At 67.3% G+C, this 20,144-nt stretch carries 18 protein-coding genes; 9 read left to right on the forward strand and 9 right to left on the reverse strand.

Annotated features, from left to right (window positions below):
- Positions 1-22 precede the first annotated feature (22 nt).
- The 5 genes from D1F64_RS18715 to D1F64_RS18735 form a co-directional block, all read right to left on the reverse strand.
- A complete protein-coding gene (locus D1F64_RS18715) occupies positions 23-1,018 on the reverse strand; it encodes an energy transducer TonB (protein ID WP_117413648.1) in 996 nt (331 codons plus the stop codon).
- A complete protein-coding gene (locus D1F64_RS18720; RefSeq protein WP_117414718.1) occupies positions 1,015-1,437 on the reverse strand; it encodes a biopolymer transporter ExbD in 423 nt (140 codons plus the stop codon). The genes D1F64_RS18715 and D1F64_RS18720 overlap by 4 nt, the downstream gene beginning before the upstream one ends.
- A gap of 41 nt (positions 1,438-1,478) precedes the next feature.
- Complete coding sequence (locus D1F64_RS18725) at positions 1,479-1,862, reverse strand: biopolymer transporter ExbD (protein WP_117413649.1); 384 nt, start codon at positions 1,860-1,862, stop codon at positions 1,479-1,481.
- Positions 1,852-2,571: a MotA/TolQ/ExbB proton channel family protein gene (locus tag D1F64_RS18730; RefSeq protein ID WP_117413650.1), complete on the reverse strand. Its 720-nt coding sequence runs from the start codon at positions 2,569-2,571 to the stop codon at positions 1,852-1,854. Before D1F64_RS18730 ends, D1F64_RS18725 begins: the two co-directional genes overlap by 11 nt.
- 112 nt (positions 2,572-2,683) lie before the next feature.
- The gene (locus D1F64_RS18735) at positions 2,684-3,109 is read right to left on the reverse strand and encodes a hypothetical protein (RefSeq protein ID WP_117413651.1); all 426 of its coding nucleotides are present in this window, start codon (positions 3,107-3,109) and stop codon (positions 2,684-2,686) included.
- 601 nt (positions 3,110-3,710) lie between these two features.
- Between D1F64_RS18735 and D1F64_RS18740 the strand changes: the two genes are divergently transcribed.
- From D1F64_RS18740 to D1F64_RS18780, 9 genes are all read left to right on the forward strand, one after another.
- The gene (locus tag D1F64_RS18740; protein WP_162901645.1) at positions 3,711-5,972 is read left to right on the forward strand and encodes a multiheme c-type cytochrome; all 2,262 of its coding nucleotides are present in this window, start codon (positions 3,711-3,713) and stop codon (positions 5,970-5,972) included.
- Between the two features lie 32 nt (positions 5,973-6,004).
- Complete coding sequence (locus D1F64_RS18745; protein WP_117413653.1) at positions 6,005-7,501, forward strand: hypothetical protein; 1,497 nt, start codon at positions 6,005-6,007, stop codon at positions 7,499-7,501.
- 43 nt (positions 7,502-7,544) lie between these two features.
- Positions 7,545-8,804: a 2Fe-2S iron-sulfur cluster-binding protein gene (locus tag D1F64_RS18750; RefSeq protein ID WP_117413654.1), complete on the forward strand. Its 1,260-nt coding sequence runs from the start codon at positions 7,545-7,547 to the stop codon at positions 8,802-8,804.
- A gap of 92 nt (positions 8,805-8,896) precedes the next feature.
- On the forward strand, positions 8,897-9,931 hold the full coding sequence (locus D1F64_RS18755; protein WP_248304513.1) for a cytochrome c family protein: 1,035 nt from the start codon (positions 8,897-8,899) through the stop codon (positions 9,929-9,931).
- 16 nt (positions 9,932-9,947) lie between these two features.
- Complete coding sequence (locus D1F64_RS18760) at positions 9,948-11,663, forward strand: 4Fe-4S dicluster domain-containing protein (protein WP_248304800.1); 1,716 nt, start codon at positions 9,948-9,950, stop codon at positions 11,661-11,663.
- Positions 11,651-12,475: a hypothetical protein gene (locus D1F64_RS18765; RefSeq protein ID WP_117413656.1), complete on the forward strand. Its 825-nt coding sequence runs from the start codon at positions 11,651-11,653 to the stop codon at positions 12,473-12,475. The genes D1F64_RS18760 and D1F64_RS18765 overlap by 13 nt, the downstream gene beginning before the upstream one ends.
- Positions 12,475-13,056, forward strand: a complete 582-nt coding sequence (locus D1F64_RS23565) for a hypothetical protein (RefSeq protein WP_162901647.1) — start codon at positions 12,475-12,477, stop codon at positions 13,054-13,056. The genes D1F64_RS18765 and D1F64_RS23565 overlap by 1 nt, the downstream gene beginning before the upstream one ends.
- Positions 13,053-14,699 carry a cytochrome c3 family protein gene (locus D1F64_RS18775; protein ID WP_162901648.1) on the forward strand — a complete coding sequence of 549 codons (1,647 nt, stop codon included), beginning with the start codon at positions 13,053-13,055 and terminating at the stop codon, positions 14,697-14,699. Before D1F64_RS23565 ends, D1F64_RS18775 begins: the two co-directional genes overlap by 4 nt.
- Entirely contained in the window at positions 14,642-15,025 is a 384-nt protein-coding gene (locus D1F64_RS18780; protein ID WP_162901649.1) for a cytochrome c3 family protein, read from the forward strand. The genes D1F64_RS18775 and D1F64_RS18780 overlap by 58 nt, the downstream gene beginning before the upstream one ends.
- Positions 15,026-15,053: 28 nt before the next feature.
- Here D1F64_RS18780 and D1F64_RS18785 read toward each other — a convergent pair whose 3' ends face one another.
- The 4 genes from D1F64_RS18785 to D1F64_RS18800 all read right to left on the reverse strand — a co-directional run bounded on the left by D1F64_RS18785 (position 15,054) and on the right by D1F64_RS18800 (position 20,144).
- On the reverse strand, positions 15,054-16,343 hold the full coding sequence (locus tag D1F64_RS18785; protein ID WP_117413660.1) for a lytic transglycosylase domain-containing protein: 1,290 nt from the start codon (positions 16,341-16,343) through the stop codon (positions 15,054-15,056).
- Between the two features lie 159 nt (positions 16,344-16,502).
- A complete protein-coding gene (locus D1F64_RS18790; protein WP_117413661.1) occupies positions 16,503-17,276 on the reverse strand; it encodes a sulfite exporter TauE/SafE family protein in 774 nt (257 codons plus the stop codon).
- A 275-nt stretch (positions 17,277-17,551) separates the two neighbouring features.
- Entirely contained in the window at positions 17,552-19,144 is a 1,593-nt protein-coding gene (locus D1F64_RS18795) for an FAD-dependent oxidoreductase (RefSeq protein WP_346432268.1), read from the reverse strand.
- Between the two features lie 172 nt (positions 19,145-19,316).
- Positions 19,317-20,144 (reverse strand): IclR family transcriptional regulator, encoded by an 828-nt coding sequence (locus D1F64_RS18800; protein ID WP_117413662.1) that lies wholly within the window; start codon positions 20,142-20,144, stop codon positions 19,317-19,319.

Below are 20,144 nucleotides of genomic sequence, written 5' to 3' on the forward strand. Positions count from 1 at the left end.
TTCGTCAGTTTCCGGGTGTCGGCTACCCCCTGGAGAAGCGGATCGGCACGCTGAAGGTCATCGAATTGCCGCTGACCTCGGAAGGGAACGACGGCATGGGCGAGGCGCGCCGGATCAGGTCGAGCACCGCCTCGTCGAGCACCGCGGCGCCTGAGGAGCGCACGATCCGGACACCGCTGACGCTGCCGTCGCGCGACACGGTGAAGCGCAGCGTCGCCGTGCCGGAAACCCCGGCCCGCCGGGCCTCGCGCGGATAGCGCTTGGCGCGGCGCAGACGCGAGAGCACCTTGCCCTTGTAGTTGGAGGTCGCCGCCTGACCGCGCTCGCCATCCGTCGCCGTGGCGCGGCCGTTGGCGTTCGACCGGCCCCGGTCCGAGGTCACCGTTTCCGCGCCGCGGCGCGAGTCGGCCTTCGCGCCCTTGGGCTGGCGGACCTTCTTCGGCTTCGTCTTCCTCGGCTTTTCCTTGACCGGCTCAAGCGTGGCGACCCGCACCGGCTTGGCGGTGAGCACGGCGTCCGGCGTGATCACGGCCACCGGCTCAATGGGTGTGGCGCGCGCGACCGGCTCGACCGGCGGCCGGGCCTCCAACGGCTTCGGCGGCACCGCCGTCTTCGGCGTTTCGCTGACCGCGTCGAGCGGCTTCACCGTTACGGTCTCCGCCGTCTCGGGCGTGACCTCGCGCACCTCGGTGACGCCCGCGCGCGGCGGCGCCGGGGTCACGTCCAGAGGCTCCAGAACGGGAAGCGGCTCGACCGCCGCCATCACCTGCGGCGTGGTCACGGGGTCCATGGGATCGGCCGGCGCCTGGACCGGCGGCGTCGGGTCGTCGGGCGTCTCGACGGCGGCCACTTCCGCGCCCGCCACGAGATCCTCGAGCGAGCCGACCACAGACACCGCGCCGCCGGCGGAGGCCTCGATCCGGACCGCGTCGTCGCCGCCGCTCATATAGGCGGAGCCGCCGGCATGCAGCCCCACGGACGCGATCAGCCCCGCGCAGAGAAGCCGGGGAAATCTCATTTCGACTGCCTCCTGGTGATCAGCACGACCTCTCTAGGCGCGGTCTCGGCGATCCTCTTGAGGACCTCTTCCAGTTTGTCGGCGGCTAGCGCGCCATCGGCGGCGATCTTGATGCGCGCGCCCGAACCGGCGTCTTCCCCGCCATCCATCGCGCCCCCGCCGGTCTGCGCGGCGAGGAAGGTTTCCAGATCCACTTCCTCATCGCGCAGGTAGAAGCGGCCGTCCGCGTCGATGACCAGCGCCCCGGTGGAGCGCACGCTTTCGTCCTCGGCGACATTGTCCGGCGGCGCGATGCGGCGCGCGTCGTCACGCGCCACCGAGCCCGCGAAGAGAAAGAAGATCAGCATCAGAAAGACGATGTTGATGAGCGGTATGGTGTTATCGGGCGGTGTCCGCCGGGCGCGTTTCTTCAGCCGCATCGGCCTGTTCCTGCTCTCAAATTCACGTTCTGCGCACAGCATCAGTCGTTGCCGGTCAGCATGACCGCGTTCAATCCGGCCGCGCGCGCCGCGATCATCACGTCGGTGACGTCCTGCACGCTCGCCTCGGGGCCGGACCAGATCGCCAGGGTCTTGCCCTCGCCATCGGCGATGCGCTCAAAGCGCGCCTGCATGTCGTCGCCCGCCACCGCCACGCCGTTGAGATCCATCCGGGAGGCGGAATGCACCCGGATCAGCGCCGGCCGCGCCGCCGCGCCGCCACCCGACGCGCCGCTGGCGACCGGCACGAGCTGGTAGCGGGTGAAGCTGGACGCCAGCATGAAAAACAACAGCAGCAGGAAGATCACGTCGATCAACGAGGTCAGGCCGACAGCCTTTCTCTTGACCCGGGTCCTAGCCCGCATAGCGCGGTCCCTGGCTGGTGCTTTCCAGCGCCACCACCGTGCCGGCGCTTCGGTCCGCGACCGCGCCGGTGAAGAACGCGGTCACCAGCGATTCCATCTCGGCCTCCTCGCGCTCGACCTTGCCGTCGAACCAGCCGACGATCGCGGAGACCGGAATGGCGATGGTCAGGCCGACGGCGGTGGTCAGCAGCGCCACCCAGATACCGCCCGCAAGGACCGAGGGATCCACCGCGGCGCCCGCGCCCTGCATGGCCTGGAACGCCTCGATCATGCCGATGACGGTGCCCAGCAGGCCGATCAGCGGCGCGGTTTGCGAGATCATGTCCAGCGGACGCAGATAGGCGCGCAGCGTCGCCACCCGGTTGACGCAGACCCGCTCGATATCGTCGCGCAGCAGTTCCGTGTTGGTGCCGGGGCGAAGGCCGCTCTGGATCAGCTTCTGCAGCACGCCGCAGACCACCGAGCGTCCGGCCGACACCTCGCGCAGCGCGTCCTGCGGCCGGCCGTCGTTCCACAGCGCCAGCGCCCGCTGGGCGCGGGCGTGACTGCCCACCCGCAGATGGGCGAATTGCATCAGTTTCGCGATGATCAGCGCGACGGCGACGACCGAGAGCGCCAGCAACAGCATCACGACCGGCCCGCCGGACTGGACCAGTTCGGCCAGCGGCCTTGCGAAGGCCGGTACGCTTTGCGTCAGATTGGACAGCATGATTTTCCTCACTTCGTAAACAGCTCGCATCCGGGATCAGGTGGCGCCGGCTTCCCGGACGGATGCGCGCGGACAGGACACCGGGCAAGCGCGGGGACCCGCGCCGCCGCTGCTACAGGACCAGGTCGATTTTCGTGCGCGACGACAGCCGCAGCGCGCCGAGGCAATCCTGCACCTCGCCGGAGGCGCCCTCGCAGGCGCGCACGTCGTTCACCAGAAAGCGCGAGAAGCCGCCGCAGTCGCCCTTGGCGACGTCATACTGGCGCACCCGCGTCTTGCCGGCGGGCAGCGCGCCGATGTCGATCGCCGCATAGCCGGCGACGCCCTCGGCATCGTCAAAGACCACCAGATCGACCGAGAACGCCTTCAGCGCGGACGCCATGTCGTTGCGGGTGACCAGCGTCACCCGGCAGGTGCCGTTGACGGTCTCCGCCTTGTTCAGCTCGAAATGTATGCCCTTGGCTGCTTCTTGCGCCGCGGCAGGCGAAACCGGCGCCGCCAGCAGCGCCAGAAGGGTGAGGAGAAGTTTTCGCGACATTCTGGGCGCTCCTTGTTCGGTGGTCCTGCGGGGGTGATGGTCATGCGACGGCGTTCTGCGAGCAGGTGCCGGATGTCGCTCCCCGTTTACGGGCACGCCCCAGCGTGGCCATGGGAGTTCTCTAAACGACAGTCTAAAACCTGACAATCATATTCATGTATCTATTCCACCGAAAGCGGCCGACGCGACAATCGCGCAAACGATTGCGGGAACGACAATCATGTGTGCCATCCGAATGGTCGGGTCGGCATGGAAAGAGCCAGTTGCCGTACGATGTCCCGGAAGCACACGGCCATCTCCTCCCGATGGCGCGCTGTCGGACGGCTTGTTGGCGCTGTTCGGTGACGCAGCCAAGCAATAGTCCGTCCTCGCGACCCTCGCCGACGATTACGCCGGAGCGCCGGCGCGCGCTTATCCGCCGCCGCGCATGCGGCGCAAACTTGACTATACTTTTCAAGTATTTGATTTCACCAGCAAATTGCGGGCGCTCGGGCGTTGACGCGCCCTTTTTGATTGAACTTTCAGTGCCCCGCTCTTACCGTGCGGCATACGCATTTTCATGGATTCTTTGACCGGTGTGAGTACCGTGACGGGCAGATTGATGGTTGCGACTGCTGAATATCATGTCTGGCCTCGTCTGATTGCCGCCCTGGCCCTGCTTTCCTGGGGCGCTGCCGTCCCCGCGTCCGCGCAATCGCCAGACCCCTTCGCATCGCAACCGCCGCTGATGGCGATCCACTCGGGCCGCGCGGGAACGCTGGCGCAGCTCGAACGCTATCTCGAGGAAATCGACGCCGGCGCGCGCATGCGGCTCGCGGCCAACGACGATCTGCTGCTCGACGCGCCTGCGGAAAACGACAGCCTGCTGGATCCGGCGCCCTCCGATGATCTGCCGGGGGCCGGCCAGCCCGCCCCGTCGGACGACCTGCTGTCCGGCAGCTCCGACGATTTGCTCAACGCCGACGACTCCGGCGACGATCTGCTCGCGCCTTCCGACGGCTCCGCCGACAGCCTGCTGGGCGGCGGCGACGATCTTCTGGCGCCATCGGACAGCTCCGGTGACACGCTGCTGGGCGGCGACGATGATCTGCTGGCACCCTCCGACGACGCGATCGACGATCTGCTGCTGACCGGCGACGACGGCGGGGCGAACGAGACGGAAGAAGCCAAGAAGAAGGAAGAGGCCGCGGCGCGCAGGCAGACGGCAAACGCCGAGCACGAGAAGCTGTTTCTGGAGAGCAAATACCCCTCGGCCAACACCTGCGCCACCTGCCACCCCCGGCAGTATGAGGACTGGTCGGCCTCCCAGCACGCCTACGCGCAGCTCTCTCCCATCTACATGGCGATGCAGACCACCATCAACATGAAGACCAGCGCCACCAACGGCGACTTCTGCATCCGCTGCCACAATCCCGTCGGCATGAACCTGGGCGAGTCGCTCTACGTCTCCAATCTCAAGCGCACGCCGACCTCGCGCGAGGGCATCACCTGCGTCGCCTGTCACCGGGTGAACAAGAACTACGGCAAGATTTCCGGCCGCTTCGCGCTTGAGGAAGGCGACGTCTTCTCGCCCGTCTACGGCCCCAAGGGAGGGCAGGAACTCAGGCGCGTGCTCAACAGCCCCGAGGAATACCGCGTCTCGCAATCGCGCGACGATCCCGGCCGCTCCATCCACACCGAGGCGAAGCCCTTCTTCGCGCTGACCAAGCCGGGCTTCTGCGGCACCTGCCACGACGTGACCCTGTTCAACGGCTTCCGCCTGGAAGAGGCGTTTGCCGAATACAAGCAGACGCCAGCGGCCAGGCGCGGCGAGACCTGCCAGGACTGCCACATGGGCAAGGTGCAGGGCGTGGCCTCGGGCTACGACTACGGTCCGGCGGCGATCGTCGGCGACGTGCCGACGCGCAACCGCAAGCTCGCCAACCACACCTTCGCGGGCCCCGACTATTCGATCATCCATCCGGGGATCTTCCCGCACAACGTGGAAGCGGCGCAGCTCAAGACGCTGGAAGAATGGCTGCAGTTCAACGATCGCGCCGGCTGGGGCACCGACGCCTTCGAGGACAAGGTCTCCGACAGCTACAAATTCCCAAAGGCCTGGACCTCGATTGACGACCGCTACGACGCGCGCGCCATCCTCAAGGTGCAGCACGAGCGGCTGGCCAAGGCCCGGCGGCTGCGCGAACAGGTGCTGCGCAACGGCTTCAAGCTGGGCGACATCGAGGTGACCCGCAGCGACACGCGCGGGCTGGATTTCCGGATCGCCGTGCGCAACGGCACCGACGGTCACGGCGTGCCCACCGGCTTTGACGCCGAGCGGCTGATCTTCCTGCAGGTCACGGTCAAGGACAGCCGCGGCAACACGGTCTATGTGTCCGGCGACCGCGACCCCAACGGCGACGTGCGCGACGCCCATTCGCTCTACGTGCACAACGGCGAGTTACGCCTGGACAAGGACCTGTTCTCGCTGCAGTCGAAATTCGTCGTCCGGCTGCTGCGCGGCGGCGAACGCGAACAGGTGCTGGCCGTCAACAGCTCGATGGACGTGCTGCCGCTGGTGCGTCCCGAGCGCCGGGCCACCACCCTGTTCGGCCGCCCGCGCGGCGCGCGCAAGCACAAGCAGTCGATTGAGCCCGGCGGCAGCCGCACCGCGGAGTATTCCGTCCCCGCCGATGTGCTCAAGCGCGGCGAGCGCTACACCGTCACCGTGAAGCTGATCTCGCAGATGGTGCCGGTCAACCTGATCGCCGCGATCCAGGGCGCGGGCTTCGACTACGGCATGAGCCCGGCGCAGATCGCCCGCGAAGTGGTGCGCGGGGCCTCCACCCTGTGGACCCGCACAACCCGGGTGACGATCCAGTGACCGCGCCATGGATCGCAGAACGACAGACCCTCTTGCGCGCGGCCGCGCCCTTCGCCGCCGCGGCGATCGTCCTGGCCGCACTCATCAGTGCCGCGCCTCCGGGTGGCGCCCTGGCCGCCAGCAGCAGCGCGCTCAGCGACGAGCCCATTCCACTGATCACCGAGGCCGAGATCGCCCGCCGGCGCGGAGAGCCGGCTCCGCGCGCCGGGGATCCTCACGACAGCACGCTGAGCGAGAAGCCCACGCCGCTGCTCACAGAGGAACAGGAACCGAAGCCGACGCCGCCGATCTTCGAGCGCGGCGACAAGTTCCTCGCCAGCGGCAACATCACGCCCGGCATCACCCTGCCCACGGGCGCGATCTGGCAGCCGGCGCTGTGGGTGTTCGGCGACTTCCGCACCACCGCCGGCCATTTCGACAACGGTGCGGCCGAAAGCCGGCAATTCCAGGCCAACCGGCTGGATCTGTTCCTCAACCTCAAGCTCACGCCGACCGAGCGCGTGCTGCTTGGGATCTCGCCGCTGTCCGACGGCAATGACCACACCGGGATCCTGCACCGCTCCTCCACCGGCACCCGGTTCGTCAACGGGCTGAACCCCTACATCACCACGCTGTTCTTCGAAGGCGAGTTCGGCGAGATCTTTCCCAATCTCGACCCCGACGACACCAAGAGCCTGGACTTCGGCTTCGCCATCGGCCGCCAGCCGCTGCTGTTCCAGGAGGGGATCATGATCAACGACACGGTGGACGCGCTGGGCATTACGCGGGACACGATCGTCATTCCCGGCCTGACGCCCGACATGCGCGCCACGGCGCTTGTGGGCTGGAGCAACGTCCACCGCGATAACAACCTGCGCGACCGCGACGCGTGGCTGTTCGGCCTGTTCACCGAGACCGACCTGCGCAAGAGCACCGTCAATCTGGACGCCGCCTATGTGCTGTCGACCAATCCCAACGGCGGCGACGGGCTGTACCTGGGCGCCGCGGCCACCCAGCGCATCGGGCTCTACAACACCTCGTTCCGTGTCAACACCTCGACCGCCGTCAACGGACGCGGCCCCTCGCCCAACAACGCCGTGGACGACGGCGTGTTGCTGTTCTCGGAAGTATCAAGAACCGAGACAGGATCTGAAAACATCTATTACGCCAATGCCTTCTGGGGCATCGGCAACTACTCCTCCGCCGCCCGCGACCCCACCGCCGGCGGACCGCTCGGCCGCACCGGAATCCTGTTCGCGGCACCCGCCGTGGGGCTTGGCGGGGCGGCGCTCTCCAACCGCGCCGACCACGTGGTCGGCGGCGCGCTCGGCTACCAGATGTTCTTCAACCACGAGAAAACCCAGCTGACGCTGGAACTCGGCGGCCGCAAGGACACTGACGGCTCCAACCAGGGTGCCGTTGCGTTGGGCGGCCAATTGCTGCACGCTTTGGACAACAGAAGCAGCGTACAACTCGATGCCTTCATATCGGAGGGGCAAAACCGCACATTCGGATCCGGCCTGCGCGTTGAATTGAGGACACGGTTCTGATGCACGCACCGCCGCATGGCGAGACAAGCACAAGGAGCGCGCGATGATTCTGGCGCTCCAGATCTGCGGCGCGCTGATCGTCGCGGCCGCCTTGCTGCAGGCCGGCGCGGGCGCCACGGCCGAGATCACCCGTGTGCTGCGCAACCGGCGCATGGACCGCCACAGACTGGCGCAGTTCAAGACACAGACCGACATCCTGATCCGGCGCGCGGAAGCCGACCGCCAGCGCAGCGAGCTGACCTGGGCAGGCAAGCGCAAGTTCCGGGTTGCCGAGCGGCGCGTGGAAAACCGCTGCGGCGACATCTGCTCCTTTATCCTCAAGCCGCATGACGGCGGCTTCCTGCCGCCCTTCCTGCCCGGACAGTTCCTCACCTTCGAGCTGAAGATTCCCGACCAGCCCGGCCCCGTCGTGCGCTGCTATTCGCTGTCCGGCAGTCCCGAGGATCACGACAGCTACCGCATCACCATCAAGCGGCTCGGCCCGCCGCCCGGCACCGATGCGCCCCCCGGCCTGTCGTCAAACTTCTTCCACGACGCGGTGAAACCGGGCGACGTGCTGGACGTGATGGCGCCCAACGGCGGCTTCTGCCTCGACACCCATTCCGACCGGCCGATCGTGCTGATCGCCGGCGGGGTGGGGCTGACGCCGCTACTGTCGATGCTCAAGTGGCTGGCGGACACGGGCAGCCATCGCGAGACGTGGATCTTCCAGGCGGTGCGCAACAGCGACGACATCGCCATGCGCGACGAGATTCGCGCCATCACCGACAACAACAGCCATTTCCACTCGGTGGTTCTCTACAGCCAGCCGACCGGGACCTGCGTGCAGGGCGAGGACTACGATCACACCGGCTTCGTGACGCTGGACGTGCTCAAGGACACGCTGGGGACCTCCAACTACGACTTCTACGTCTGCGGTCCGCCGCCGATGATGCAAACCGTCACCGCCTATCTGCGCGATTGGGGCGTGCCCGACCGCGACGTCCATTTCGAGGCTTTCGGCCCGGCCTCGGTCAAGAAACCGCATTCCGCCGAAACCTCGGGCAAGGCCATCAAGGTGGAATTCACCCGCTCGGGCAAGAAGCTGATCTGGACGGAAACCGAGGGCACCTTGCTGGAGCTGGCCGACGCGCATGGCGTGCGCATCAGTTCCGGCTGCCGGGTGGGCAATTGCGGCACCTGTTCGACCGCGCTGACACGCGGCAGCGTCAGCTACGTGACAACACCCGCGAGCAAGCCACCCGCGGGATCGGCGCTCTTGTGCATCGCCTGTCCGCAAGGAGATATTGCCCTGGACGCATGAAACGCGGGCCGCGCCGGATTGCCTCCGGGCGCCCTGAAGCCATCTTCGCAGAGGCGGCGTTTTCACCACAGTTTGAGAAATGGGACGGTGAAATGAGACTCAATGCAACGAATACCGGGCGGGCGGCCGGGTTTCTGAGGGCCGGACTCCTCGCGGCCATGGTGATGGCGGTCGGCCTGGCGCGGCCGGCGCTGGCCTCGGACATGAATCCGGAGCTGGTGGTCGGGCCGAACGAATGCGCCGAATGCCACAAGAAGGAGACGGCGATCTGGCAGGGCACCCACCATTTCACGACCTTCCGCGACCTGCCGCAAAGCAAGGAAGCCAAGGAAATCGGCGACAAGATGGGCGTCAAGCGGCTGAAGGCCGACAGCGCCTGCCTGAGCTGCCATTTCACCGTCCAGACGGTGGCGGGAGAGACCAAGGCGATTGCCGGCAACTCGTGCGAGTCGTGTCACGGCGAAGCCAGGAACTGGTACAAGGTGCATTCCGGTTTCTCCGGCAAGAAGGAAGGCCAGGAGAGCAAGGAAGAGATCGCCGCGCGCTGGGCCAAGTCCGAAGCCGCCGGCATGATCCGTCCCAAGATGACCTACCGGCTCGCCAAGAACTGCTTCAGCTGCCACCTGGTGCCGCATGAGAAGCTGGTCAACGTGGGCGGTCACACCGCCGGCAGCGCGTTCGAGCTGGTGAGCTGGTCGCAGGGCGAAGTGCGCCACAACACCTGGTACAACAAGGGCGCCTCCAACCCCGAAGCCTCGCTCGAGCGCAAGCGCATGCTGTTTCTCGTCGGCCGCATCGCCGAGCTGGAAACCGCGCTGATCGGCGTCTCCAAGGCGACCGAGAAGGCGGACTACGCGCTGAAGATGGCCAAGCGCGCCGACAACGCGCGCAAGGTGATCGCCAGCCTCGCCAAGCTGCTGCCCGAGGCGCCCGAACTCGCCGAGGTTCACAAGGCCGCCACCTCCGCGGCGCTGAAGCTCAACAACGAGGCGGAGCTCGCCGCCGCCGCGGGCCAGATTTCCGTGCTGGGGCTGAAATTCGCCGACAGCTATGACGGATCGAGCTTCGGGGCGATCGACAAATACATTCCCGGCCCGGACAAGTTCAAGGGCAAGCCGGCCAATTGAGGACGCCGTTTTGGACGTGGAACTCCTCGACCAGCAGGATGAACGCGACGAGCGCAACCGGCGCTGGGACGAACCCTTCGGCGACACCTTGCTCGATCCGCAGGCCGTCGCGCGGGTGCTCGCCCTGCCCGCCTTCACTGATGTGGAGGCGGAGAATTTTCCGCCGTGGCTGCCGCTTGCGGACATCCTCGCCAATGACGGACGGCTGCGCCGCGTCAACCGCGGCGAGGTGATCATCCGCAAGGGCGACTACGGCAACTCGCTCTTCGTGATCCTGGAAGGCGCGGTCGCCGGACTGGGCGCCAGCGCCGCGGAGACGCGCGGGACCAGAGCCGGACGCCGCACGCGTCCCTCGTGGCGCCGCGCGCTCGGCCGGCTGTTTGCCCGCCCCACGCCACCGGAATACCGCGCCACGCGGCACAACCGCCGCGCCCGGCATCAGGCCGCGCGCGCCGACACCCTGCAGGGCATCGGCAAGGTGGATGTGAACGCCCTGATGGCGAAAAGCGGCACCTTCACCCTGTCGGCGCCCGAGATGTTCGGCGAAATCGCGGCGCTGACGCGAAGCCCGCGCAACGCCTCCGTCTTCGCCCTGGAAGACGACACGGTCTTGTTCGAGCTGCGCTGGCAGGGCCTGCGCGAGATCCGCAACTGGTCGCTGCCGTTCCGCGAACGCATCGACGCCCTGTACCACGAGCGCGGCCTGCTCACCCGGCTGCTGCAATGCCCGGTGTTCGATCACGTCGGCGACGCGGCGCTGGACGAGATCGCGCAGCACTCGCTGTTCGAGACCTACGGCAATTTCGACTGGACGCAGCGCTTCAAGAGCGAGATCGGCCGCCGGCGCGGCACCGGCCACATCATCGAGCAGGAACCGCTGATCTGCCAGGAGGGCAACCATGTGGACGGGCTGCTCCTGATCAACAACGGGTTTGCCCGCGTGTCCGAGCGCGTGGATCACGGCGAACGCACCATCGGCCACCTGTCGCACGACGACACGTTCGGTCTGAGCGAGATCGCCGCCATGGAACGCGGCGAACACGGCGTGACGCTGTCGGCAAGCCTGCGGGCGATCGGCTATGTCGACGTGATCCGCATCCCCACGAGCCTGATCCGCGAACACGTGCTGCCCGGCCTGCCCGCGCACTTCCTCAAAGCGTCATCCGGCGATCAGTCCGGGCAGGCCGAGACCGCCGAGCCGATGCGCCAGGGCATGATGGATTTCGTCGTCGATCACCGCTTCATTAATGGCGAAAACGCCATGGTGATCAATCTCGACCGCTGCGTGGGCTGCGACGACTGCGTGCGCGCCTGCGCCACCGCGCATGACAACAATCCGCGCTTCGTCCGCCACGGCCATGCGTTCGAAAACGCCATGATCGTCAACGCCTGCATGCATTGCAGCGATCCCGTTTGCCTGATCGGCTGCCCGACCGGCGCGATCCACCGCACGGCGGAAACCGGCACGGTGATCATCGATGACAGCATCTGCATCGGCTGCTCCACCTGCGCCAACTCCTGCCCCTACAACAACATCCGCATGGTCGACATCCGCGACGAGACCGGCGCCATCATGCGCGACCGCGAGGGCCGGCCGATCGCGCGCGCCACCAAATGCGACCTGTGCGCGGGCCAGCTCACCGGACCCGCCTGCGCCCAGGCCTGCCCGCACGACGCGCTGGCCCGCGTCAACATCCGCGATACCGAGAAGTTGCTCAAATGGCTTGGCTGACCCGCGGCGTCGCGCTCAACCTGGGGTTTTCGGCGGCCGCCTTCGCACTCTTCGCGGTGACCAACCGCGGCTACGCGGTGTCGCTGCGCGACGTGCAGTATTTCAACGGCTGGGTATTGGCGGGCTGCATCTTCGTCATGCTGCTGCTGACGATCCGCAAACGGCTGGTGATCCTGCCGCTGGGGCGCGTGCGCCGCTGGCTGCAGCTTCACTATTATCTCGGCTTCGCCACCATCGGCGTATTTCTGGTGCACACGCGCTACCGGCTGCCCGACAGCCCGCCGGAGTGGCTGCTGTGGGGACTGTTCGTGGGTGTCGCGGTGAGCGGGGTGATCGGCGGGCTGCTGTCCAAGCGCATTCCGCCGCAGCTCGAGGCGCGCGGCGAGCGCATTCTGTTTGAACGCATCCCCGTGTTTCGCGCGCAATTGGCCGACGAGGCGGAAGCCCTGGCGCTGACCTCGGTGAAGGCGGGTGACGCGGTCAGCCTGACCCAGCTCTACAAGCGCAGTCTGGCGGAGTATTTCGCCCGGCCGCGCAACATCCTGGCGCATCTGCAGGGTTCCACCGTGCCGCTGACGCGCATCCTGGGCGAGCTGGATTCCATCGAGCGCTACCTCGACGAAACCGAAAAGCATCGCCTGGCGACCATGCGCGATCTGGTGGTGGCCAAGAACAATCTCGATTTTCACCACGCCAACGGCGGGCTGCTGAAACTGTGGCTGTTCTTCCACATTCCGCCCACCTACGCGCTGATCATTGCCATCGTCGTGCACGTGCTGGCCGGCTATGCCTTCTCGACAGGGATCGCCTGATGAGAATCCTGCAGAAATTCGGCTTCCGCGACAGCGCCTACGAGCGGCCCCAGGACCGCTGGGTCTGCGGCCGGCTGGCGGAAGGAAAGCCGTGTTCGCTCGGCCCCGGCGCCAAGGGCCAGTGCCGCGTCACCGCCGCCTGCCAGCCGCATCGCGACGGCGACCGCTGGGAATGCCGCCGCTCGCAGCAGGACGGCGGCCCCTGCGACGCCGGTCCCCTGCCCGGCGGACGCTGCTGCATCCAGCTCGAGCGCTGCGTGCCCCAGCCGAGCCTGAGAGCCACGCGGCGGCGCGTCTCGTTGTGGGCGGCGTGCCTGGTCGTGGGGCTCGCGGTCGTGGGGCTGAGCGGCAGCCAGGCCAGCCGGTTCCTGATGCCGGGGCCTCTGTCGGCGCATCACGCCAGCCAGAGCGAGTGCTCGAGTTGCCACGCGGGCGTCGCCCCGACAATCTCGGCTGGCTGCACCGGGCCGTCACCGCGGCCGCGCCCGAAGACAACGCCAAACTCTGCATCACGTGTCACGGTGTCGGAGACACGCCGTTCACACCGCACACGCATCCGGTGGAGGAGCTGCGCGCGATGACGCAAGCGCTGCAGGCCCGCGGCCCGAAGGATGAGAGCTGGCCGCACCGCATCAGCTTCCCCGCGCCGCAGAACACCTCCGCGTCGGGCGATGCGCAGATCTTCTGCGCCACCTGTCACGAGGAACACCAGGGCATCGCGAACCTGACGGCGGTCGGCAACGACCGCTGCCAGACCTGCCATGTGTCCAAATTCGGCGCCTTCGCCACCTCGCATCCGCAATTCACGGAATATCCGTTCAACCGCCGCACCCGCATCATCTTCGACCACAAGTCGCATTTCGGCATCCACTTCCCCAAGACCGCCGAGGCGCCCGCGCCGGGCCAGACGGTGCCGGGCGTGTGCACCGACTGCCACGAGCCGGGACCAGGCCGCCGGTACATGGAGATCGGCTCCTTTGAGAGCATGTGCACCAGTTGCCACAACGGCGACATTCTGGGCACCACCCGGGCCATGGGCCCCAAGGGGATCGACTTCCTCGGCGTGCCGGGCCTCGACGTGGCCACGCTCACCGCACGCGGCGTCGATATCGGCGTCTGGCCGGACGCCGCCGAAGCCGGGATGACCGCGTTCCTGAAGACGCTGCTTCTGGGCGGCGGGGCGCATGACGGTTCCGGGGACATCCGGGAGGCGATCGCCGCCGCGGACTCGCTCGACCTGCTCGACCTGCGCGAGGCCAGCGACGCGGATCTTGCCCGCATCGCGGAGCTCGCATGGTCCGTCAAGCGGCTGTTCAACCGCCTGGAGACCACGCCGCTGTCCGAGGTGATCACGCTTCCGGGCGACGCCATGGGCACGGACATGGACCGCATGCAGATGGCCTGGATGACCGGCCTGCTGCCGCACGACGTGATCCGCGCGGCCAACCGCGACTGGTTCCCGGGGCTTGGGGAAGAACTCCAGCGGCACGCCGGCGGCGCGCCGACACAGGCCTTCGAGGATGCACGGGCGGCGCTCGAACCGGCAGCAACGCCGGTTGCGGGAACCGGTGACGCGGCGAATAACGTTCCGGCCAACGAGGCGCCATCGGACGACATTCTGGGCAACGACGCATCCGCCACCGGCGACGACATTCTCGGCGGCGCGGATGACGCCATTCTCGGCGGAGACACATCGAGCCCGGGAGAGCCGGCGGACGCCGGTCTGGATCTGCTCGGTCTTCCCGCGGGCGCCGATGTGCCGGCCGAGACGCCTGCGTCCGCCGACGACATCCTCGGGGGAACGACAGCATTTTGGGCGGCGGTGATGATGCTGGCGGTGATATTCTTGGTGGCGACGATATTCTCTCCGCAGACGCGCAGGCCGCCGACGGCGGGCTCGACGCGCTGCTGGGCGGCGACACGCCGGATCCCGACCTCGAACCTGCACGGGACCAGCAAGTGGACACAGCCGCGGAGCCCTTCGATCCGGAATCCTGGGCGGAGTTCGGCGGCTGGTACCGGCAGGACTTCACCATCCGCTACCGGCCGTCCGGCCACGCCGACCGCTTCCTGCGCGCCTGGCTCGACTATTCCGGCGCCGCCTTCGGCACGCCGATGCAGCCGGCGTTTGCGCCGGTGTTCGAGCAGCTCGCGCCCGAAAGCGCCGTGGGGCGCTGCACCAAGTGCCACAGCGTCGACGACGAGGACGGCCGCAAGCATGTGAAGTGGCGCGGCTTCAGCACCGGCCGGGTCTCCGGCCGCTTCACCCGCTTCTCGCACGAACCGCATGTCAGCGCCGTCGGACCGCAAGGCTGCATCGCCTGCCATGCGTTGACTGAAACCGCACCGGCGAGCCAGGGCAATGCGTTCCTGAAGACCTATCTCGGCGGTGATCCGGCGGCATTCGTGCCGAATTTCAAGAACCCGGACAAGGCGCTGTGCGCAACGTGTCATACGGAAAGCAAGGCGGGCGAGAGCTGCACCCTGTGCCACAGCTATCACACCACCGACCTCGACCGGCCGATGTCGGGAACCAGGCTGCCGAAGTGATGGGGTGTGCGGGCGGCGGGGCCTTGGCTCAGTCGAACATCACGCGATAGCGTTCGTCGGCGAAGCCGGCGTTGAGCGCCACGGACCTGGCATAGTCTTTCCGCGCGCGTTCGGAATGGCCAAGCTGCTGGAGCAATTCGGCGCGGCGGAAATAGGCGCGGGCGAAACCGGGCCGCGCGGCGATGACCCGGTCGAAATCCGTGAGCGCGGCCTCCGTCTCGCCGGTCTCGATCCGGGCGAGCGCGCGGTTGTAGAGCGCCAGCGCATGCTTGGGCTGCCGCTTGAGCACGATGGAATAATCCGCGATCGCGGCGTCGAACCGCCTGAGCTGCGAATGCGCAAACCCGCGGTTGAAGCGCGCCGCGTCGTAGTCGGGCTTCAATCGAAGCGCCTGGTCATAATCGGCCACCGCCTCCTCGAACTGGCCGAGCTTGCGGCGGGCGTAGCCGCGGTTGTTGTAGGCGGCCGCATAGTCGGGCTTCAGGCGGATCGCCGCATCGTAGTTGGCGATCGCCCGCTCGAGATCCCCCAGACGGCGATAGGCGATGCCGCGGTTGTTGTAGGCGTGCGGGAACCCGGGCTTGAGCCGGATGGCGACGGAATAGCGAACGATCGCCTCGCGGAACTTCTTCGCATTCGCCAGCGCCAGTCCGCGATTGAAATAGGTGTTGGCGAAGCGGCGCTGCATTGGGGCGCGCAGCAGCGGCATTTCCGTGCAGGATTCCTGAAAACCTTGCGTCTCGTCCAGCATGAAGCGGACGTCCGGCAGATCCTTGCCGTTCCACGCACCCGCGCTGTGCCCGGTAATCGCGTGCACGTAGTTGCGGGTTTCCAGCGGCAGCCGGCCGTGGCCCGCCCGCCACGCGTCCACCCGGTTCTCACCGGCGTTATAGGCTGCAGCCGCGAGCCCGAGGTTGCCGTAGCCCCGGTTCAACGAGCCCAACAGCGTCGCCGACGCGGAGATCGCCGCCATCGGCTCGAACGCGTTCGCAAGCCCCCAGACCCGGGCGGTGGCCGGCATGAACTGAGCGATGCCCTCCGCGCCCATGGGGCTGATGGCGTTGGGATCGAACCGGCTTTCGGTCCAGATCAGCCGCGCCAGAAAGCCCGGCGGCAGACCGTGCGCATTCGCCTCGCGTTCGATCCGTTCACAGACATTTTTGACGAAGGCCGCCTCGTCGGTGACCACATACAACGGGCCGCGCGGCGCCTCGGCGACGGCATCTGCGCTGGCGGCGTCTGCAAGGGCGGCGGGAATGAACGCCGGTGGCGGCAGCGCGTTCTCCGCCCGGCAGGGCGAGACCGCGGACACGGCCATGCCCACGCCAACTCCGATCCAATGATGCAACCGGCCAGCCATCCGCCGAGCCTCACGTGTCCCCGTCACGCGCCACACGCGACAACCATGGGCAATGTAACGGGTATCCAGCATGGACGGAATTGGAAATCCGGCGGCCCGCCATCACGGCCTCGCGCGTCAGCCCCCGGTGCCGGGGCTACGCATCAGCGCCTCGGCGGCGCTCCACAGCAGCCGGGCGGCGGCAAGCAGCAGGATCGCGTTGAGGATCGGCTTGAAGTAGGCGGCGCCCATGCGCACCAGGATCTGCTTGCCGAGATAGGTGCCGACAAAGCCGCTGACGATCATCGCCAGCACCAGCGGCAGATAGGCGGAGAAGGCGAAGCCGAGCAGCCCGAAGGCGATGACCTTCAGCAGATGCTGCAGGGTCATCAGCGCCGAATGGGTCGCCACGTGGTCCAGCGGATCGAGACGCATGGTCTTGACCATCGCCGCGATGAAGCTCCCCGTCGCGCCGAACAGCATGGTCAGGAAGCTGGAGAAGATGCCGCCGGCGAACAGGTGCCGTCCGCTGATGCGCGGAAACCGGCCGAAGACCGACCACATGATGAACAGCGCCAGGCCGAGCTGCACCGCCCAGGGCGGGAACTGAACGAACAGCAGCCCCCCGAGCGCCACGCCGAGCAGGCTGCCCAGCGTGAAGGGCAGCAGCGTCGAGCGGTCGACATGGCCCAGCATCAAGGCGGTGCGCCCGGCGTTGGAGCCGAACTGCACCGCGCCATGCACGGGGATCAGCGCCACGGGCGGTAGCAGCACCGCCAGCACGGCGATCATCACCATGCCGCCGCCGATGCCGAAGGCCGCCGTGATGAAGGAGGTTGCCAGGCTGGCCAGAATCATCACGTAAGCCGCCCAGACGGCCACGCCCTCGGGCAGCACCAGAAAATCCATCATTCACGAAGTCCCCAGCCATGCGAAGCGGCGCCCGCACCCCGGCGTCGCCTGGCAGCCGATCTAGCGCAAAACCATGCGCGCGGATAGCGCCTTGAACTTGATGAGGAAGCTCATGCCCCTCAATCGTCATCCTCGGCCCTGTGCCGAGGATCCATGTTTTCAACGGCTTATGGATGGTCGGGACAAGCCCGACCATGACGACAGAGAGTTTCCCCGGCTTTGTCAGCGGTCCGGATGCGCGGATAGCGCCTTGAGCGCCACGCCAGCGATGACGCTCAGCGCGCGAGCGCGCGTTTCAGGACGGCAGCCGCATCCAGAGACGCCGCCTCCCCGGCCCAGGCGACGAACTGGTCCGGCCGCACCAGCACCAGCGCCGCCGCATAGTCCTCGCGGCCGTCCGCCGCCGTGTCCGCGATCACGGTCAGCGGCACGTCCATGGCGTGGGCCGCCAGCTCGAACGCGGCGACCGCCTGTGCCGGCGCGCCGAAAGCGAGCAAGCTGAACCCGCGGCCCAGCGCCTCGAAGACGTTGCCGCCCGAGGACAGCGCCCGCGGCGCCAGATGGTGACCTGGGCGAGCCTCATAGCAGTGCTGCCCCTTGGCGCTGCACACCGCAGTCTCCGGCCCGAAAACCACCGGCGATCCGGCGTAATTCGGCTCGAACGCCAGCACCTCGGACTTGGAGCCCGCGGCGCGGGCATCGAGCGCCGCCTGAAACGATCCGGCATCCTTGGGCGGGTAGTACGCCTCGAGAAAATCGCGGTCGTCGATGATCGCCGATTCGATGAAATCGCGCGCCGTCGATGCGAAAACGGGACGGCGCTCGGCGTCGTAGCTGTCGAGCAGAGCGTCGCCGCCCCACCCCTCAAGCACCGCCGCGAGCTTCCAGCCCAGATTGCGCGCGTCCTCAAAGCCCGTGTTGATGCCGTAGCCGCCGTAGGGCGGATGGCTGTGCGCCGCATCGCCCGCAATGAACACCGAACCGTTGCGGTAGGTGTCGGCGATGGCGATGCGCAGATCCCAAAAGCCGATGTGATCGTAGGCGACGTCGAATTCCGCGCCCACGGAGTCATACAGAAGCCCGTTGAAATCGAAATTCTCCTTCGTGGTGCCGGCCGGCACCGGCGCGTGGAAGAACCAGGTCTCGCCGAGATCGACGCGGCCGAAGAAGCGCCAGTAGCCCTTCAGATCCGGGTGCAGCACGTTGTAGAAGGATTTCCCGGGGAACCGTTTCAGCAGCTCGTGCAAGCCGGTCGACCTGAACACCAGCAGCACCATCAGCTTGTCGTGGTCGGTGCGGGTCTGGGTCATGCCGGTGCTCTCGCGCACCACGGAATTCGCACCGTCGCAGCCCACCACGAAACGGCCGCGCAACCGTCGCTTGCCCAATCCCTTCCGCTCTTCAATGTCAACAATCGCGCCATCCGCGTCCTGCGTCACATCGACCGCGCGCCAGCCGTAGACAAGCTCGACCGAGGGCAGCACCGCGGCACGATCGCGCAGCACCTTCTCGGTGGCGTATTGCGGCAAACGCTCGTTGTCGGTGAAGTAGAACGGGCGCACCAGCTCGCGCGGCAGCCAGTCGTTGTAATAGCCCGACAGCAGCGTTCCATAGGCGGTCATGCCGCCGATGCCGTAATCGCCCGGCACCGTGCGCGCGGCGCGCAGCTCCGGCTCGCAACCCCAGAAATGGAAGTGTTCCGCCGTCCGCTGCGTGAGGTTCTGCCCCTTGGGGATCGGCTGCGGCTCCGGGTGGCGCTCGACCACGGCGACGGAGATGCCGCGCTGGCCCAGCTCGATCGCCAGGCCCATGCCGACCGGGCCGCCGCCGACGATCACCACGTCGTGGGATTTGACTTGCACGTTCACAGATTGCTCCAGGGTTGTTCGTCTCTAAGTGCCGGTACGCCGGGAGAAACGCGAATGGATCCGGCGTCGCACCCTCTCAAACCGGCGGCATCGGGCCGGAGATCCCTCGATCAACCCGCCGTATGCGGGAACAGCCGCGCCGGCCGCGATCGGGAGTCGTGGACGCCGCCAGTCAAGGCCGCGATCCGGGTCCGCCCGCCTCCAGCCCGAGCGGATCCGCGCCGGCGGAATGGCCCGGGGACTCGCTGCGCTCGCAGAACAGCTGCGCGCTGATGGCGCTCGCCGCCGCCTTCACCTGCGCGCCGACGTCCTTGAGATCGAGATCCGCGAATGTCTCCGCGGCGATGGTGACGCAGACGGCGGCGATGGGGATCTTCGCCGCGTCGAACACGGGCGCGGCGACACCCACCACGCCCGGCGTCACCTCGCCATAGGCAACCGCGTAGCCGGCCTTCTTCACCTGGCGGATGCGGGCGCGGATGGCGTCGATGGTGTCGCCCAGACCGATGTCCTGCAGCTCCTCGAAATTACGCTCGATCATCGGCAACAGCTGGCGGCGCGGCATGAACGCCATGATGGCGCGCGAGATCGCGCCGCGCGCCAGCGGCATCGGCCGTCCGCGCGGATAGCTGGAAAGCGGATCGGGCGTCGAGCAGGTGGAGGCCACGCACAGGATCTTGTCGCCGTACCAGCGCACCAGCAGCGCCGAGCACGGATAGCGGTCGCTCAGCGCCTTGAGCGAGGTTTCGCCGTTGAGCACCAGCGCGTCCGACTTGCGCATAAGATAGTCCATCTCGACCACCTTGGGCCCGAGCGTGAACCCGGCGTTGGGCAGCGAGGTGAGCAGCCCCGCCTCCTTCAGCGTCTTGAGATAGCGGTAGAGCGTCGGCCGGCTGTAGCCGAGCGTCTCCATCAGCTCTTCCGGGGTCCATTCGAGCCGGTCTTCGGAAAACAGTTCGAGAACGGCGAGAACGCGTTCGAGGCTCGTTTGCGTGGCCAT

Source organism: Breoghania sp. L-A4 (genome assembly GCF_003432385.1).
Taxonomy (GTDB): Bacteria; Pseudomonadota; Alphaproteobacteria; order Rhizobiales; family Stappiaceae; genus Breoghania.

Excerpts from the sequence above, each read along its gene's own strand:
- D1F64_RS18715 (WP_117413648.1), bottom strand. The coding sequence starts at position 1,018 with ATGAGATTTCCCCGGCTTCTCTGCGCGGGGCTGATCGCGTCCGTGGGG.
- D1F64_RS18720 (WP_117414718.1), bottom strand. The coding sequence starts at position 1,437 with ATGCGGCTGAAGAAACGCGCCCGGCGGACACCGCCCGATAACACCATA.
- D1F64_RS18725 (WP_117413649.1), bottom strand. The coding sequence starts at position 1,862 with ATGCGGGCTAGGACCCGGGTCAAGAGAAAGGCTGTCGGCCTGACCTCG.
- D1F64_RS18730 (WP_117413650.1), bottom strand. The coding sequence starts at position 2,571 with ATGCTGTCCAATCTGACGCAAAGCGTACCGGCCTTCGCAAGGCCGCTG.
- D1F64_RS18735 (WP_117413651.1), bottom strand. The coding sequence starts at position 3,109 with ATGTCGCGAAAACTTCTCCTCACCCTTCTGGCGCTGCTGGCGGCGCCG.
- D1F64_RS18740 (WP_162901645.1), top strand. The coding sequence starts at position 3,711 with ATGGTTGCGACTGCTGAATATCATGTCTGGCCTCGTCTGATTGCCGCC.
- D1F64_RS18750 (WP_117413654.1), top strand. The coding sequence starts at position 7,545 with ATGATTCTGGCGCTCCAGATCTGCGGCGCGCTGATCGTCGCGGCCGCC.
- D1F64_RS18755 (WP_248304513.1), top strand. The coding sequence starts at position 8,897 with ATGAGACTCAATGCAACGAATACCGGGCGGGCGGCCGGGTTTCTGAGG.
- D1F64_RS18765 (WP_117413656.1), top strand. The coding sequence starts at position 11,651 with ATGGCTTGGCTGACCCGCGGCGTCGCGCTCAACCTGGGGTTTTCGGCG.
- D1F64_RS23565 (WP_162901647.1), top strand. The coding sequence starts at position 12,475 with ATGAGAATCCTGCAGAAATTCGGCTTCCGCGACAGCGCCTACGAGCGG.
- D1F64_RS18775 (WP_162901648.1), top strand. The coding sequence starts at position 13,053 with ATGACGCAAGCGCTGCAGGCCCGCGGCCCGAAGGATGAGAGCTGGCCG.
- D1F64_RS18785 (WP_117413660.1), bottom strand. The coding sequence starts at position 16,343 with ATGGCCGTGTCCGCGGTCTCGCCCTGCCGGGCGGAGAACGCGCTGCCG.
- D1F64_RS18790 (WP_117413661.1), bottom strand. The coding sequence starts at position 17,276 with ATGATGGATTTTCTGGTGCTGCCCGAGGGCGTGGCCGTCTGGGCGGCT.
- D1F64_RS18800 (WP_117413662.1), bottom strand. The coding sequence starts at position 20,144 with ATGGCCACGCAAACGAGCCTCGAACGCGTTCTCGCCGTTCTCGAACTG.